At 57.9% G+C, this 15,554-nt stretch carries 13 protein-coding genes; 3 read left to right on the top strand and 10 right to left on the bottom strand.

Going from position 1 to position 15,554, the window contains the following annotated elements:
• Window positions 1–60: 60 nt before the first annotated feature.
• Together KCG39_RS18200 and KCG39_RS18195 are read right to left on the bottom strand one after the other, a co-directional pair.
• Window positions 61–1,386, bottom strand: a complete 1,326-nt coding sequence (locus KCG39_RS18200; RefSeq protein ID WP_087828375.1) for a PTS sugar transporter subunit IIC — start codon at window positions 1,384–1,386, stop codon at window positions 61–63.
• Window positions 1,387–1,397: 11 nt separating this feature from the next.
• Window positions 1,398–1,709 (bottom strand): PTS sugar transporter subunit IIB, encoded by a 312-nt coding sequence (locus tag KCG39_RS18195; protein ID WP_004126827.1) that lies wholly within the window; start codon window positions 1,707–1,709, stop codon window positions 1,398–1,400.
• 294 nt (window positions 1,710–2,003) lie between these two features.
• On the opposite strand from KCG39_RS18195, the gene KCG39_RS18190 reads away from it, so the two are divergent.
• Window positions 2,004–2,945, top strand: a complete 942-nt coding sequence (locus KCG39_RS18190; protein ID WP_049115969.1) for a LacI family DNA-binding transcriptional regulator — start codon at window positions 2,004–2,006, stop codon at window positions 2,943–2,945.
• Window positions 2,946–2,967: 22 nt separating this feature from the next.
• Here the strand turns inward: KCG39_RS18190 and KCG39_RS18185 are convergent, their stop codons facing one another.
• Window positions 2,968–3,261, bottom strand: a complete 294-nt coding sequence (locus KCG39_RS18185) for a YicS family protein (RefSeq protein ID WP_004126821.1) — start codon at window positions 3,259–3,261, stop codon at window positions 2,968–2,970.
• Between the two features lie 210 nt (window positions 3,262–3,471).
• Between KCG39_RS18185 and KCG39_RS18180 the strand changes: the two genes are divergently transcribed.
• On the top strand, window positions 3,472–4,437 hold the full coding sequence (locus KCG39_RS18180; RefSeq protein WP_004126818.1) for an Rpn family recombination-promoting nuclease/putative transposase: 966 nt from the start codon (window positions 3,472–3,474) through the stop codon (window positions 4,435–4,437).
• On the top strand, window positions 4,437–4,694 hold the full coding sequence (locus tag KCG39_RS18175) for a hypothetical protein (RefSeq protein ID WP_004126815.1): 258 nt from the start codon (window positions 4,437–4,439) through the stop codon (window positions 4,692–4,694). Before KCG39_RS18180 ends, KCG39_RS18175 begins: the two co-directional genes overlap by 1 nt.
• A 3-nt stretch (window positions 4,695–4,697) precedes the next feature.
• Here KCG39_RS18175 and KCG39_RS18170 read toward each other — a convergent pair whose 3' ends face one another.
• The 7 genes from KCG39_RS18170 to KCG39_RS18140 all read right to left on the bottom strand — a co-directional run bounded on the left by KCG39_RS18170 (window position 4,698) and on the right by KCG39_RS18140 (window position 15,190).
• Window positions 4,698–5,600, bottom strand: a complete 903-nt coding sequence (locus tag KCG39_RS18170) for an EamA family transporter (RefSeq protein WP_004126812.1) — start codon at window positions 5,598–5,600, stop codon at window positions 4,698–4,700.
• Between the two features lie 251 nt (window positions 5,601–5,851).
• Window positions 5,852–7,285: a PTS N-acetylmuramic acid transporter subunit IIBC gene (gene murP, locus KCG39_RS18165; protein WP_142468048.1), complete on the bottom strand. Its 1,434-nt coding sequence runs from the start codon at window positions 7,283–7,285 to the stop codon at window positions 5,852–5,854.
• A 24-nt stretch (window positions 7,286–7,309) separates the two neighbouring features.
• A complete protein-coding gene (gene murQ, locus KCG39_RS18160; protein ID WP_004126810.1) occupies window positions 7,310–8,212 on the bottom strand; it encodes an N-acetylmuramic acid 6-phosphate etherase in 903 nt (300 codons plus the stop codon).
• A 161-nt stretch (window positions 8,213–8,373) separates the two neighbouring features.
• On the bottom strand, window positions 8,374–9,540 hold the full coding sequence (locus KCG39_RS18155) for a multidrug effflux MFS transporter (protein ID WP_004126800.1): 1,167 nt from the start codon (window positions 9,538–9,540) through the stop codon (window positions 8,374–8,376).
• A gap of 50 nt (window positions 9,541–9,590) precedes the next feature.
• Window positions 9,591–10,955: an efflux transporter outer membrane subunit gene (locus KCG39_RS18150; RefSeq protein WP_004126797.1), complete on the bottom strand. Its 1,365-nt coding sequence runs from the start codon at window positions 10,953–10,955 to the stop codon at window positions 9,591–9,593.
• A 3-nt stretch (window positions 10,956–10,958) separates the two neighbouring features.
• Window positions 10,959–14,066 carry a multidrug efflux RND transporter permease subunit EefB gene (eefB, locus tag KCG39_RS18145; protein WP_123828635.1) on the bottom strand — a complete coding sequence of 1,036 codons (3,108 nt, stop codon included), beginning with the start codon at window positions 14,064–14,066 and terminating at the stop codon, window positions 10,959–10,961.
• The gene (locus KCG39_RS18140) at window positions 14,066–15,190 is read right to left on the bottom strand and encodes an efflux RND transporter periplasmic adaptor subunit (protein WP_004126787.1); all 1,125 of its coding nucleotides are present in this window, start codon (window positions 15,188–15,190) and stop codon (window positions 14,066–14,068) included. The genes eefB and KCG39_RS18140 overlap by 1 nt, the downstream gene beginning before the upstream one ends.
• Window positions 15,191–15,554 lie beyond the last annotated feature (364 nt).

Genomic DNA, 15,554 nt, shown 5'->3' with positions numbered 1-15,554 from the left:
ATCCCTTTTCCGCATTATTTATGCCGTCATCTAAAATATAATATTAAATATATTGATTCATTATTGGCTGACCGTTTCGGCAACCGGAACCGCGGCTTTTGCTTTTTCAACTTCAGTTTTCATTAACGAGCGTTCATAGGCGCGCAGGAATGGCAGATAGATTAGCGCCGACATCACCATACAAATCAGGCACATGACCAGTGGGCTTAGCGTCCAGTTTGCAGCCCATGATGCGCCGATAGGCGCCGGCGTCGTCCACGGCGTCAGCGAAACCACCTGGCTGAGCCAGCCGAGACGCGTCGCGCCATAAGCCAGAACGGCGTTGATCATCGGGACAAAGACGAACGGGATAAACATCATCGGGTTCATGATAATCGGCGCGCCGAACAGGATCGGTTCGTTGATATTAAAGAAGCTTGGCACAATGCCCATTTTACCGATGGTACGCAGATGGGTTACGCGGCTACGCAGCAGCAGGAACGCCAGCGGTAGCGTGGAACCGACGCCGCCTATGAGCAGATAGTGATCCCAGAAACCTTGCAGATAGACATGCGGCAGGGCCACACCGGCCGCCAGCGCGGCCTGGTTTGCCGACAGGTTGGCCATCCAGAAGGGGTTCATAATACCGGTCACGATCAGCGAACCGTGGATTCCGGCGAACCAGAAAATCTGGCACATCAGGACGGAAAGCAGAATCGCCGGCAGGGAGTCAGAGGCGGAAACCAGGGGCTCCAGCAGGTGCATAATCGCCTGCGGTAGAATCATACCGGTCTGCGCTTCGATAAACAGATTCAGCGGATGCAGGGTCGCGATCACCACCAGTACCGGGATAAGAATTTCAAACGAGCGGGCCACGCCGGTCGGCACCTCTTTTGGCAGGCGAATCGTAATATTGTTCTGCTTTAACCAGGCGTAAACGCGGGTGGAGTAGATGGCGGTGATCAAAGCGGTAAAAATGCCCTGACCGGAGAGGTACTGGGTGGAGATTTTGCCATCGGCGTACGGCGCGGCAACCAGTAAGAAGGCCATGAACGCCAGCAGACCGGACATTACCGGGTCGAGCTGGAACTGACGTCCGAGGCTGGCGCCGATTCCCACCGAAATAAAAAACGTCATTACGCCCATGCTGAGGTTAAACGGCAGCATCAGCTGTTCACGGTATTGCTGGGAGAAATCCAGCCAGCCGCGGGCGAAACCATTCGTGGTATCTGGGGAGAAAGGTGGAAAGATAAATACCAGCATGAATGAGCCGATGATCATAAACGGCAATGCGGCAGTGAAGCCATCGCGAATCGCGATAACGTATTTCTGCTGCCCAAGGCGTCCTGCCAGCGGGGTAATTGATTGCTCGATCACGGCAATCATGGACTGATACAGAGAACTCATTTGCACACCTCTTAATGCGCTGCAATCAGCGACAGGGCATAATCCAGGACGTTATCTCCCCGCTGCATTCCGTAATCCATGGTGTTAATCGCCTGGACCGGAATATTCAGGGGAGCGGCTTTCTCAGATAAGTTTTTCAGCATGTATTTCACCTGTGGCCCAAGAAGCACCACCTGGTATTGCGGAAACTGCATGTCAAATTCGGAAACTCCGTAGGCGTCAATCTGCACTGGCAGATTACGTTCCTTCGCGGCATCAACCATCTTTCTGACCAGCAGGCTGGTGGACATTCCGGCAGAGCAGCACAGCATAATCTTGTACATCGACATTCGTCCTCAAAATGTAAAAAGTTATTGCGTGGATGATTTGATATCAGACGGAAACCGGTTTCCATTTATAAAAAACAGAACTGTGATAACCATCAAGATCTGTCAGTCAAAGGGGCTGTTAATTAGATTTTGCTCACAAATTTTCCTGGTTTTTGCTACGATTTTCCATGAAACGGAAAATCGGTTTCCAAATAAAAAGGGAAACGGATATACTGCCGCTGGTGATTATTGAAGCGATTCAGGTTTAAGGATTTACAGGGATCGGATTGGCCCTGTCAGGGGAAAATAATGTCTACAATCAACGATGTATCGCGGTTAGCTGGGGTGTCTAAAGCCACAGTCTCTCGGGTGTTGAGCGGTTCGCGCGGCGTAAAGGAAGCCAGCCGACAGGCGGTACTGCAGGCGGCGGAAGAGCTTAACTACCGTCCGAATATGATAGCGCAATCTTTGCTGAGTCAGACCACTGGCTGCATCGGCGTCATTTGCGCCCAGGACAACATAAATCAAACCACCAGCTATCTCTACGCGCTGGAAAAACAGCTCAGCCAGCACCAGAAGCATCTGCTGCTGCGTTTTGCCAACAGCCGCGACAGAGTGCTGCATTCGCTGGAAGAGTTGACCTGCGGCCTTTGCGATAATGTGTTAATCATCGGCGCGCGGTTTCCGCTCAATATCGACCGGCCCGACGTGGTACTGATTGACTGCCTTGAAAGCGACGGAACGAATAGCATTCAGTTTGACCACGCCTTCGCGGCGGAAACGGCCTGCAACTATCTGATAAGCCAGGGGCGGCGCCAGATTGCGCTAATCCATCCCCAGGCCAGCGGCTTTGCTGACCAGGTTCTGCTGGGCTATAAGCACGCGCTGGAAAAGAATTTTCTGCCGTTCAATCGCAACCTGGTTTTTCTCGACAGCCATTCGCCATCCGTGGCGGTGCAGGAGCTGGTAAACAACGCAACTACCCTGAATTTTAATGCATTATTGGTGGCCAACGAGCAGCAGGCGCAACTGGTGGTGCCGCAGCTCCAGGCGTTTAATCGTGCGGTGCCGGAAAAAGTCATGGTGTTCAGCCTTGCGGGCTCGTTACAGCTGCCCGGTATTCCGACTATTCCGGCGATAGAATATTCAATGGACGCGATGGCCAGCCAGATCGTTAACTGGCTGACCGAGAAGACGCAAATGCTCGGCAGCAGCCCGCTGCGCGGGGATTTGATCATTCCGAACCGTTGATGGCGCTCCCCCGCAACCGGCGCTAGGGCATGGGGCAAGTAATGCCGCTAATGGCCTTCTGGTAAGCGGCGCTGTTGTTTTTATCCAGCGCCCGCGTCGCGCTTTGTACGGCAGTCTTATTTTCCGCTGATTCCAGTACGCGGTTAGCAAACTGCGTATCGTCCAGCGCGCTGCTGGCAGGGCAGTTTTTCCTCACATCCTTCACTATCTGCTGCTTTTGCTGTTCAAACTTCAGCCCGGAGAGCGGTGCGGCTGTCGCCACGCTGGGGAGCACCAGACAGACGGCCAGCGAAAGCGCAATTTTCATTCTCGTCATCACGGATATCCTTATTTTTATTAAAGCGTTCCTCTAACTATAGACGCATTCCTGAATCAACATTTTTGCGTGTCGCTTTCCGCAGGAATGTATCTGTTTCAGTCGCTGAAATTTATCTTCCGTAGCGGCAAGCAAAGCCGTTGATGCGCAGATGCCCGGCGTCGCGATGATGGATATATTCCAGCCATCGCGTTTCAGGGATGGCGGACCATGACGAAAAAAGGAACGACCTCGACGCCGCACGATGCGGTTTTTAAACAGTTTTTATCGCATCCCGAGTGCGCAAGGGATTTTATCGAGATTCATCTTCCCGCTTCGCTGCGCCAGCTGTGCGACCTGCAAACGCTTAAGCTGGAGTCCGGCAGCTTTATTGAGGCCGATTTGCGCGCAAGCTACTCCGACGTACTGTGGTCGCTGAAAACCCGCGACGGTGACGGCTATATCTACGTGGTAATTGAACATCAGAGCACGCCGGAAGCGCATATGGCATTCAGGCTGATGCGCTACGCGCTGGCGGCGATGCAGCGTCATCTGGACGCCGGGCACAAAACGCTGCCGCTGGTGGTGCCGATGCTGTTCTATCACGGCGCGAAAAGCCCCTATCCTTTCTCGCTGTGCTGGCTGGATGAGTTTGCCGATACGGAGGCCGCGCGGCGGATCTATGCCGCCGCTTTCCCGCTGGTGGATATTACGGTGGTGCCGGATGACGAGATCATGCAGCACCGGCGTGTGGCGCTGCTGGAGCTGATTCAAAAGCACATTCGCCAGCGCGATTTACTTGGCCTGGTGGAGCGATTAGCAGAGCTGTTGGTTAAAGGTTGCGCTAATGACAGCCAGTTGAAAGCGCTGTTTAATTACATGCTGCAGTGTGGCGATGCGCCTCATTTTGGTGAATTTCTTCACGAGGTCGAGCGGCGCGTTCCTCAACATAAGGAGGTATTCATGACGATTGCGGAAAGGCTACGGCAGGAAGGGAGACAAGAAGGCAAGTTGGAGGGCAAGTTGGAGGGCAAGTTAGAAGGTAAACAAGAGGGTAGACAAGAAGAAGCGTTGCGTATTGCCCGTTCACTTCTGGAGCAGGGGTTTGAGCGCGAGCTGGTACGGATGACTATTGGGCTCTCGGATGATGATCTGAATGCATTCCAGGATGCATCCCTCAAGATGGGGGAAAATTAATGACGATTGTAGAGAGACTACCGCTGGAAGAGATACCACAGGAGTTACAACCTGAGTATTTACTGGGATATCTGTTGGAATTATACCTGGAGTTTTATGAAGGATTTCAGGAAGGTAAACGAGAAGAGGCATTGCGTATTGCTCGTTCATGTCTGGAACAGGGATTTGAGCGCGAGCTGGTGCAGGTGGTTTGTGAGCTGTCGGATGACGACCTGAAGATGCTGCAAACGCAGGTCGCAGCATCTCCTGCCCGATAATCCTCAGGCCGTTTTAACCCGCCGCCGCGAATCCATGGCGATCAGCACCACCGACGAGAGAATCAGCAGCGTGCCCAGCCAGTCCGGGAGGGTAAAGGTGATGCCGAGCAGCAGCAGAGAGAGCAGAGCGCTGCTCAACGGCTCCGCGCAGCTGAGGATCCCCGCCTTCGCGCCGCCAATCTTCTGCGCGCCGTTCAGGTAGAGGCTAAAGGTCAGCGAGGTGCCGATGACCACCAGGTAGAAAAAGGCCAGCAGCAGGCCGCCGGTCACCACAAAATGGTTGCCCTGTCCGGCGTAGAACGGCAGCAGCATCGCGCCGCCGAGCAGCATGCTCCAGCCGACAATCGGCAGCGTACCGTAGCGGGCAATCAGCGTCGAAGGGTAAGTCGTATAAAAAGCAGCGGCAAACGCTGAAGCAATCCCCCAGAACAGCGCCGTGGGGGAAATCGACAGCGTCGTTGGGTTGCCGTGGGTCACCAGCAGAAAAGTGCCCGCCAGCGAGGTGCCGATGGCCGCGAGCACCAGCGGGCTGGGGCGCGTTTTGCGGGCGATGGCAAACCAGGCGACGATAATCGTCGGCGACAGAAACTGCAGCACCGTCGCGGTGGCGGCGTTGGATTGCTCGATAGTCATCAGAAAGGTGTACTGCACGGTGAGCGCGCCGAACAGCGAAAAGATCAGCAGACTGACGGCGTCTTTACGGTTTTGCAGGACGCGGAAGATCTTATCGCCGTGGAAGAACGAGAGCATCAGAAGGATCAGGCCGGCGAACAACAGGCGCGTCATGGTCAGAAACGGCGATGACATCTGGCTTTGCTGCATAATATATTGCGCGCAGACGCCGGAACTGCCCCACAGCACGGCGGCGATCAGTACGTTCAGCATCCCTTTTTTGCTGGAGCCCATCTTTCCCTCAGGTGAAAATAGTGCGAAAGCAGTATCATAGCATGAGCACGTGTGGGAAGCGGGGCAGGAAATGGTCGCTGGATCCTTTATCAGATGTGTACCCTGGCCGACGTTGCCCGGCGGCGGCTGGCGCCTGACCGGGCAGACAGAAACGCGACGCCACGTGCAAAAAATATTCAGCATGGGGCGTCATTGCCTCCCGCCATGTAGCGAATAAACTCACGTTCACCGCCGTGCGCCAGACGCGCCTCTTAACTCAAATCAACGTTTTTACTGCCGAACAGCCAGGTCAGGGCGAAGCCACACAGATAAGAGACCGCCAGCCCGGCGGCATACACCGCCATTCCGGCGTAGATCCCGCTGTTGGAGGTCATCAGCGGCAGTGCCACCAGCCCGGAAGGGCCAAATACCGTATTCAGGCCGACCGGTAGCCCCAGCCAGGCGATAAGCCCGAGAAAGAAACCGCCGCAGGCGCCGCCGAGGCAGGCGGTGATAAACGGCTTCATGCGCGGCAGCGTGACGCCATAAATCAGCGGTTCGCCGATGCCGAGGAAGCCGGGGATAATCGCCCCTTTAATCTGCGTACGCAGCAGAGAGCCGTGCTTCGCCCGCCAGAACAGCGCCAGCGCCGCGCCGACCTGTCCGGCCCCGGCCATCGCCAGAATCGGAAACAGCGAGTTAAACCCCTGCGCATCCACCAGCGCAAAATAGACCGGCACGAAGCCCTGATGGACGCCGAACATCACCGCCAGCAGGAACAGGCCGGCCAGCACCGCAGAGCCGAACGGGTTACCGTTAAGGTGCAGGAATAGCCATGACATTCCGGTAAACAGCCAGCCGCCGATAGGCATTATGACGGTAAAGGTGATCGCGCCCATGATCAGCAGCGTCACCGCCGAGGTGAGGATCATATCGAGGTTGGCAGGCATGATGCGGCGTACCTGTCGTTCCACCCATGCGCCGATAATCGCGGCGATAAGCACGCCGATAATATTGCCGCGCGGGTCGATACCGTGGCCGAAGAAGGTCGAAATTCCGGAATAGAAGCCGCTGGTAGCCTCCGGGTTATAGCCGAGGACAAACAGCGCAGCGATGATGGCCCCGTTGACCCCGGAGCCGCCGAAGGCTTTCTGGGCGTTATAGCCGATCAGGATGCTCAGGAAGGTAAACATCCCCTTGCTGAACACTTTCATGTAGCCGATCAGCGCCACCATCGTCGCGTTCGGATGCGCGTTTTCGAGGACAAATATCTGCTCCGCCAGGGTGGCGAACCCTAACAGCAGGCCGACGGCGATAAAACCGGGGATCAGCGGGGTGAAGATGGTGGCGAATTTAGCGAGGAATTTTTGGATGCCGCTGGTTTGCTTGTTCTTCAGCGCCTGCTTCTTCTCGGCGGCGACATCGGCCAGCGATGGCGCATCCGCCGGGGCATCGTCCAGTAACGCATTCATCATTTCAGCCGCGGTTTGCGCCTTGCCGGGGCCGAGCACGACCTGGAACTGCTCATCGCTGACGATAACCCCCATTACGCCCTCAATCTGACGGATGGCGGCGCTATCGGCCCGTGATTCATCGCGCAAAGTCAGGCGTAGCCGGGTCATACAGTTGCCCGCCTGCGCGACGTTACCGGCGCCGCCAACGTGTCGAAGGATCCGCGCTATCATCTCTTTATTTATTTTTGCCATTGCAGATTACCTGTTGGTCAGCGGTCAGGAGTGGCTCAGCGCCTTGCGAATGTAGCCGTTATTTTTTGCCAGCAGCGCCTGGGCCTCGGCGGCGCTTAAATCAGCCAGCACCATCACAATCGCCGTTTTGCAGTGGCGACCGCAGGCCTCCAGCGCGCTCTGGGCGGTTGCACGATCGCATTCGGTCGCTTCCATGACGATGGACACCTGGCGCTCGATAAGCTTGGCGTTGGTCGCTTCAACATCCACCATCAGGTTACTGTAGACCTTACCGATGCGGATCATCGCCCCGGTGGAGATCATATTCAGCACCAGCTTCTGCGCTGTGCCTGCCTTCAGCCGCGTTGAGCCGGTAACGACTTCCGGGCCGACCACCGGCGTAATGGCGACGTCCGCCAGCTGGGCCATTTCCCCGTGCGGGTTGCAGCTGACGATGGCGACGAAAGCGTTCTGGCTGTGGGCATACTCCATGGCGCCGATGACGAACGGCGTGCGTCCGCTGGCCGCGAGCCCCACCAGCACATCGCGGCTGCTAAAATTAATATTCTGCAGATCCATTGCCCCTTGCGCTTTGTTATCTTCAACGTTCTCTACGGCGCTCAGAATCGCTTTATGGCCGCCCGCGATGATGCCCACCACCTGTTCGGGGCGAGTGCCAAAGGTCGGCGGACACTCGCTGGCGTCAAGGATCCCCAGACGACCAGAGGTCCCCGCGCCGATATAAATCAGTCGACCGCCCGCCTGCAGTGCCGCCGCGACCTTATCCACCACCTGGGCAATTTGCGCCAGATAAGGGGTGATGGCGTGAGCCACCTGCTGGTCTTCCTGGTTAATCACCGTCAGCATCTCTTCGGTGGAAAGGGTGTCAATGTTGGCGCTATTGGCGTTGCGGCGCTCGGTCAGCAGTTTGCTCAGGTCGATACTCATAAGAACCTCTTCATTCACAGTGGCGGGCAGTATAAGGAATTAATTATTCCTTTCATGTGAAGGCTATCACGATTGGTGTTGAATGGATAATAGGAGATTTCAGCATTGGCGGGAAATATGGTGGTAATAAAATTGGAATATTTTATTACCACCGGAGGAGATTATGCGACAGAACGCGGTTTTTTCAGGCCAATCAGCAGCGCGGCCAGATAGCAAAGGGTCATCGCCAGGCTCATTTTGAGCATCGTTTCGCCGCCGAGTCCGGCCAGCGGCGCGGCAATCCCGCCGAACACAAACATCAGCGTGCCCATCAGGGCGGAAGCGGTGCCGGACTGGCTGGCGTTAATAGCATTCATCGCTTCCGAGCCGGCAATGGTACTGATGCCGCTCATCATGGAAACGGTAAAAAACAGGCCGACCAGCGCCAGCGTCGGCTGCGGTAGCCAGGCGAAGAGCAGGGTGATGGCGGCAAACGCCACCGCCAGCAATTGACCGCCGCGCAGCAGAGATTCGGCGCTGAAGCGGCGCGCCAGGCGGGAAAAGATCAGCGCCGCGATAATCAGCCCGATACCGTTAAGGCCGAACAGCAGGCTGAACTGCATCGCGCTCATGGCATATTCGCTCTGGATAACGAACGAAGACGAGCCGATATAGGAGAACAGCCCGGCCATCATAAACGCCTGAATCAGGCAGTAGCGCATAAAGCGGCGATTTTTCAGCACCGGAGTTTCATCCTGCCGCTGCGCAACCGATGCGGCGCTTTTTCCCGGCAGCGTTTCGTGCAGCACCGTCAGGCTGAGCAGCAGTAACACTACGCCGATCGCCGCCATCGCCCAGAACAGGATACGCCAGTCGAAGGCGGTAATGATCCAACCGCCAAGTACCGGTGAAAGCACCGGCGCGATGCCGTTTACGGTCATCAGCAGGGCGAAAAACTGGGTCAGCAGGGTGCCCTGATAGCGGTCTCGGGCGATGGATCGCGATAGCACCGAGCCGCCCGCGCCGGCGAAGCCCTGCAGAAATCGCCAGGCGATCAGCAGGTGAATGTCGTAGGTTATCGCGCACATCGCCGAGGAGAAGATAAACAGCAGCAGAGAGAGCGCCAGCGGCTTTTTACGACCAATGCGGTCGCTCAGCGGACCGAAAAACAGCTGCCCAAGGCCGAGGCCGATCAGCGCCGCGGTCAGCGAGAGCTGGGTCTGCGTGCCGGTAGCGCTAAGCTGCTGGGTAATTTCCGGCAGCGCGGGAAGATAGAAATCGGTACACAGCGGCCCAATGGCGCTGAGCAAACCGAGAACCACGACCCAGGAAAGGGAAATTCGGGACATACAAGCGAGCTCCTTGTCATCAAACCGGGCGCTGTCGCCCGGTAAAGGCGTTAGCTGGCGCCGCCTCCCAGCGACTGCCAGAGGGTGATGCGGTTTTCCAGGTCCGTTTGCTGGAGGGATATCAGGGTGGCCTGCGCCGACCACAGCGTTCGCTGGGCGGTCAGCACCGACAGATAATCTCCGACCCCGGCCTGATAGCTCTTCAGCGCGATATTCAGCGATTTCTGTTCCGCCGCGACGTATTTATTCTGCGCGTCCAGCTGTTCGCTGAGGGTTTCCCGCCGCGCCAGCGCGTCGGCGACATCTTTGAAAGCGCTCTGAATCGTTTTCTCATAGGTGGCGATCAGCCCCTTTTTCTCCGCTTCAGCGTAGCGTAGCTGCGCCAGGTTGCTACCGCCGGTAAACAGCGGCAGGCTGATGGACGGCGCGAATGACCATACCTGCATACCGTGGCTGAACAGCGACGAGAGCGAGTCGCTGCCGACCCCGGCGCTGGCGGTCAGCGAGATGGACGGGAAGAAATTGGCCCGCGCAGCGCCGATATCGGCGTTAGCGCTCTTCAGATTATGCTCCGCTTCCTGGATATCCGGGCGGCGCAGCAGTACCGATGAAGAGACGCCCGCCGGCACCAGGGTGATGCTGCGATCGCCAAGGCTTTCCAGCGTGCCGGGCAGCAAGCTATCCGGCACGGTTTCTCCGGCTAGCAGGTTGAGCGCATTTTTGTCCTGCGCCACCAGCGTGCGGTAGCTGGCGACGCTGGCGCGCGCCTGCTGGTACACGCTTTCGGCATCGCTCAGGTCGCCTGCCGAGGCGGTGCCGACTTCCATCTGGCGGGTGACGATGCGGCGCGAGTTCTCCGCGCTGGCCATGGTGTCCTGCGCCAGCGCCAGATTGCTGTTGTCCGCGGCGAGAGTTATCCATGCGGTGGTCAGATCGGCGATCATCGTCAGACGTGTATTCTGGGCGGTGAATTCGCTGGCAAGCCAGGTTTCCCGCGCGGCGCGCGTCAGGCTTTGATTCTTGCCAAACAGATCCAGTTCGAAGCTGGAGACCGCGCCGTCGGCTTCCGCTGCCGACGACAGGCCGCTGGCTACCGTTTTACTGCGGGTATGGCTCAGCTCGGCGTCGAGGGTCGGAAACAGCGAGGCGCGGGTTTCGCCAAACTGGGCGCGCGCGGCTTCGATATCGGCCAGCGCTTTCTGCACGTCGCGGTTGCTGGTCAACGCGATGTTCACCACTTTTTTGAGGCGGGCGTCATTCACCACCTGCTGCCAGTCGCTGACTACCGCAGTTGCCTCGCCGTGGCTGCCCGGCAGGGTCGCCGGGACCGGCGCGGCTGGACGTTCATAGTGCGGGTCGAGAGAGACGCAGCCCGCCGTCAGGAGCGCAACAAAAATTAAGGTAAAACGAAACATAACTTACTCCTGGGAAGAACGATGGCGGGTGAAGAAACGTTTCACCAGCACAAAGAACAGCGGCACGAAGAACACCGCCAGCAGCGTTGCGGTCAGGGTGCCGCCGATAATCCCGGTACCGATCGCCACGCGGCTGTTGGCCCCGGCTCCGGTGGCGATCGCCAGCGGCAGTACCCCGGCGATAAACGCCAGCGAGGTCATCACAATAGGGCGTAAACGGGTCTGCGCGGCGCGCATGGCGGCGCGCGAGAGGGAATAGCCCTCTTCCACCGCCGATTCGGCGAATTCAACGATCAGGATGGCGTTCTTTGACGACAGGCCTATGGTGGTTAATAGCGCCACCTGGAAGTAAACGTCATTGCTCAGACCGCGCATCCACGCCGCCAGCGCCGCGCCGAGCAGCCCAAGCGGGATCACCATGATCACCGAGAACGGCACCGACCAGCTCTCATACAGCGCCGCGAGGCACAGGAAGACCACCAGAATCGAGATAGCGTAGAGGCTCATCGCCTGGCCGCTGGCGAGTTTTTCCTGCAGCGACATGCCGCTCCACGCCCAGGTGGTGCCGGCGGGCAGGTTATTGGCTAAGGCCTCCATCTTGTCCATTGCCGCGCCGGAGCTGAAGCCGCTGGCGTTTTCGCCCTGGATTTCGAAGGCGGCGGAACCGTTGTAGCGCACCAGGCTTTCCGGGCCGTATTGCCAGCGGGTGGTGGCGAAGGCGGAGAACGGCGTCATGCTGTCGTCACTGCCGCGCACGAACCATTTACCGAGGTCAGACGGCACGGCGCGGGCGTCACTTTCGCCCTGGATATAGACCTTCTTCACGCGACCGCGATCGATAAAATCGTTAACGTAGGTTCCTCCCCAGGCGCTGGAGAGGGTATCGGTAACATCGCTTAGCGACAGCCCGAGCGACACGGCTTTGTTGTTATCGATATCCACCTGCAGCTGCGGCATTTGCGGCAGATCGTTGGCGCGAACTGACTGCAGCTCGGTACTTTGATTCGCCGCCGCCAGCAGCTGGCTGCGCATTTTCATCAGGCTATCGCGATCGGTACCGCCGCTGGCCATCAGTTCGAAGGTGAAACCGTTACTCTGCCCCAGGCCATCTACCGACGGCGGAGTCATGGCGAACAGGGTGGCGTCGCGAATGCTGCTGAGCTCTTTGGTGGCGCGCAGGGCGATGGCCTGAGCGGTATTTTCTTCGCCTTTACGTTCGGACCAGTTTTTCAGCGACACGAAGGCCATCCCGGCGTTTTGTCCGCTGCCGCTAAAGCTAAAGCCGTCGACGGTAAAGATCACGTCGGTATTGGCTTTCTCTTTCGTCAGGAACCAGTCGGTGACCTGGCGGCGAACCTCGGCGGTACGTACCGCCGTCGCCCCGGCGGGCAGCGTGTACTGGACCATGATTTCACCTTGATCTTCCGTCGGCAGGAAGCTGCCGGGTAGTTTCCACATTGCCAGCGCCATGCCGCCGCAAATCAGGACAAAAGCGCCCATCATCATTGCCGAGCGGCGCAGGCCGCCGACAACACGATGCTGATAGCCCTGCTCGGTGCGTCCCCACAGGCGGTTAAAGGCGCCGAAGAAGCCTTTGGTATGCGGTTTAGAATGGCTCAGCAGCGCGCCGCACAGCGCCGGGGTTAAGGTTAAGGCGACCACCACGGAGAGCATCATCGCCGAGATAATGGTCACCGAGAACTGGCGATAAATCACCCCGGTTGAGCCGCCGAAGAAGGCCATCGGCAGGAACACTGCCGAGAGCACCAGAGCAATGGCGATCAGCGCGCCGGAGATTTCGCCCATCGATTTTTCGGTGGCTTCCCGGGCGGGCAGCCCTTCGTCGCGCATGATACGCTCGACGTTTTCCACCACCACGATGGCGTCATCCACCAGCAAGCCTATTGCCAGCACCATCGCAAACAGCGTCAGGGTGTTAATGGAGTAGCCGAACAGCGCCAGCACGCCGAAGGTGCCCAGCAGCACGACCGGCACCGCCACCGCCGGGATCAGCGTGGCGCGGAAGTTTTGCAGGAACAGATACATCACGCAGACCACGAGGATAATCGCTTCGAACAGCGTCTGAATCACATCCTCCACCGAGATTTTGATGAATTCGGTGCTGTCTTTAGGGTAGGCGATATCGTAGCCCTGCGGCATCTGGCGCTGGAACTCGGCAATCTTGTTTTTCACCAGCGTCGCGGTATTCAGGGCGTTAGCGCCCGGCGCCATCATCACCGCGATCCCCGCAGCCGGGTGGCCGTTGAGATTGGCGGAGGCGGTGTAATCTTCGCTGCCCATCTCCACGCGGGCGACGTCGCTCAGGCGCACCACCGACCCGTCGCTCTTGCTCTTGACGATAATCTCTTTGAACTGGGCGACGGTTTGCAGTCGCGACTGGGCACGGACGGTGGCGGTCAGCTGCTGCGCATTGGCGGCGGGCAGGGCGCCGATTTTACCGGCGGACACCTGCACGTTCTGCGCCTCTATCGCCGATTGCACATCGGATGGCATCAGCGAATAGGAGGCCAGTTTGGTCGGGTCCATCCAGATGCGCATGGCGTACTCCGCGCCGAACACCTGCAGGCTGCCGACGCCTTCAATACGCGCCATCGGGTCCTGCATATTGCTGACCAGCCAGTCGGAGATATCGGAGCTGGTGGCTTTGTTGTTTTTGTCATACACCGCGAGGATCAGCAGGAAGCTGCTCTGCGATTTCTCCACCGTCACGCCGGATTGCTGAACTTCGCTCGGCAGGCGCGACTCCGCCTGCTGCACTTTGTTCTGCACCTGAACCTGGGCGGTATCCGGATCGGTACCCTGCTCAAAGGTGACGGTAATGCTGACTGAGCCGTCGGAGCTGCTGGTGGACGTAAAGTAGAGCAGGTTGTCCAGTCCGGTGAGCTGCTGCTCGATAACCTGGGTGACGCTGTTTTCCAGGGTTTCCGCAGAAGCCCCGGTGTAGGTAGCGGAGATTTTTATCGCCGGCGGGGCGACGTCAGGATACTGGGCGACCGGCAGGGTGCGGATAGCCAGAATCCCGGCGAGCATAATCAGAATGGCGATAACCCAGGCGAAGACCGGGCGGCGCACGAAGAAACGGGAAAACATCAGGCATTGCCTCCGTCATTTTTGACTTCGGCGGCTTTTACCTGCTGGCCGGGCGCGACTTTGCTGGTCCCTTCGACAATCAGCCGGTCGCCGCTCTTCAGGCCGTTGACGATAAGCCATTTGTCGCCGTAGGTTTCGCCGGTTTCCACGCTGCGCTGTTCAACCTTGTTATTAGCGTCAACCACCAGCGCGGTGGCATCGCCTTTGGCATCGCGGGTGATGCCCTGCTGCGGGGCGAGAATCGCACCGTTCATGATGCCTTCGTCTATGCGGGCGCGAACGAACATCCCCGGCAGCAGCACGTGCTGCGGATTGGGAAAGACCGCGCGCAGCGTGACCGAACCGGTCGATTCATCTACCGCCACTTCGGTCAGCGCCAGGCGACCTTTTTCGCTATAGGTGCTGCCATCTTCAAGAGTCAGGGTGACGTTAAGGGTATCGCTGTTGCTTGCCAGGCTTTGCTTACGCAGGCGCAGCAGATCGACGCTGGATCGGGTGAGATCGACGTACATCGTATCCAGTCCGCGGATCGTCGCCAGCGCGGTATCCTGATCGGCGGACACCAGCGCGCCCGGGGTGACGGAAGAGATGCCGATGCGCCCGGCAATCGGTGCGGTCACGGTGGTCCAGTTCAGGTTGATGCGCGCGCTTTCCAGCGCCGCTTTTTTCGACTCGACGCTGGCCTTATCCTGATTACAGGTCGCTATCGCGTCATCGGCGTCCTGACGGGAGACGCCGTTATCTTTGACCAGCACCGCGTAGCGCTGGGCTTTTTGGCAGTCGGCGATGACCAGCGCCTGGGCCTGTTTCAGCGAGGCGGCGGCTTCGTTAAACGTCGCGCGATAGCTTGACGGATCGATTTGGTATAGCGCCTGCCCGGCTTTGACCATGTCACCCTCGGTAAACAGGCGTTTTTGCACGATACCGCCCACCTGCGGGCGCACTTCGGCGCTAAGCGAGGCGGTGGTGCGTCCGGTCAGGCTGCTCACCACCGGGACAGGCTGGCTTTGCAGGGTCACGACGCCGACTTCCTGCGTCATCGGCTGCGGGGAAGCGTTTTGCGCATTATCGCACCCGCTAAGGAGAAATAATGCTGCTGCGATGGGGGCTAAAGTATATTTCATTATATTTTCTCAGGATGAACGACGTCCGCCCCGCAAATTTACTGGCGGGGTGATGGGCCGGGCGATGATGCATCTCCGGGCAAGCACAAATAACCAAATGGGAAGTAAATATTCCTGTTTGCAGTAAATGACCCTGCGAATACCGATATTAATTAAACGGTTTTTCCGACAGTTTCCCGTGCGGCGAATACGGTATCAGACGGCGGTTACAGGCTCTGAACCGAGGAGTGACGCCAGCTACAGGGCATTTTCATGGGATTCTCCATGGTTTGTGTTTTTGAGAATGATCGTTCTCATTTTTCCCATTATACGTCTGAACCGAATGATGGGAAGATTTTTTACACAAAATTTAGTGCAGGGAATT

The organism is Klebsiella pasteurii, assembly GCF_018139045.1.
GTDB classification, from domain to species: domain Bacteria; phylum Pseudomonadota; class Gammaproteobacteria; order Enterobacterales; family Enterobacteriaceae; genus Klebsiella; species Klebsiella grimontii.
This window is presented reverse-complemented; position numbering and strand designations above follow the sequence as displayed.

What these genes read in the sequence shown, in the direction of transcription:
- KCG39_RS18150 (WP_004126797.1), bottom strand. Translation starts at nt 10,955, where the DNA reads ATGTTTCGTTTTACCTTAATTTTTGTTGCGCTCCTGACGGCGGGCTGC.
- KCG39_RS18200 (WP_087828375.1), bottom strand. Translation starts at nt 1,386, where the DNA reads ATGAGTTCTCTGTATCAGTCCATGATTGCCGTGATCGAGCAATCAATT.
- eefB (WP_123828635.1), bottom strand. Translation starts at nt 14,066, where the DNA reads ATGTTTTCCCGTTTCTTCGTGCGCCGCCCGGTCTTCGCCTGGGTTATC.
- KCG39_RS18190 (WP_049115969.1), top strand. Translation starts at nt 2,004, where the DNA reads ATGTCTACAATCAACGATGTATCGCGGTTAGCTGGGGTGTCTAAAGCC.
- KCG39_RS18180 (WP_004126818.1), top strand. Translation starts at nt 3,472, where the DNA reads ATGACGAAAAAAGGAACGACCTCGACGCCGCACGATGCGGTTTTTAAA.
- KCG39_RS18185 (WP_004126821.1), bottom strand. Translation starts at nt 3,261, where the DNA reads ATGACGAGAATGAAAATTGCGCTTTCGCTGGCCGTCTGTCTGGTGCTC.
- KCG39_RS18195 (WP_004126827.1), bottom strand. Translation starts at nt 1,709, where the DNA reads ATGTACAAGATTATGCTGTGCTGCTCTGCCGGAATGTCCACCAGCCTG.
- KCG39_RS18155 (WP_004126800.1), bottom strand. Translation starts at nt 9,540, where the DNA reads ATGTCCCGAATTTCCCTTTCCTGGGTCGTGGTTCTCGGTTTGCTCAGC.
- KCG39_RS18170 (WP_004126812.1), bottom strand. Translation starts at nt 5,600, where the DNA reads ATGGGCTCCAGCAAAAAAGGGATGCTGAACGTACTGATCGCCGCCGTG.
- KCG39_RS18175 (WP_004126815.1), top strand. Translation starts at nt 4,437, where the DNA reads ATGACGATTGTAGAGAGACTACCGCTGGAAGAGATACCACAGGAGTTA.
- KCG39_RS18140 (WP_004126787.1), bottom strand. Translation starts at nt 15,190, where the DNA reads ATGAAATATACTTTAGCCCCCATCGCAGCAGCATTATTTCTCCTTAGC.
- murP (WP_142468048.1), bottom strand. Translation starts at nt 7,285, where the DNA reads ATGGCAAAAATAAATAAAGAGATGATAGCGCGGATCCTTCGACACGTT.
- murQ (WP_004126810.1), bottom strand. Translation starts at nt 8,212, where the DNA reads ATGAGTATCGACCTGAGCAAACTGCTGACCGAGCGCCGCAACGCCAAT.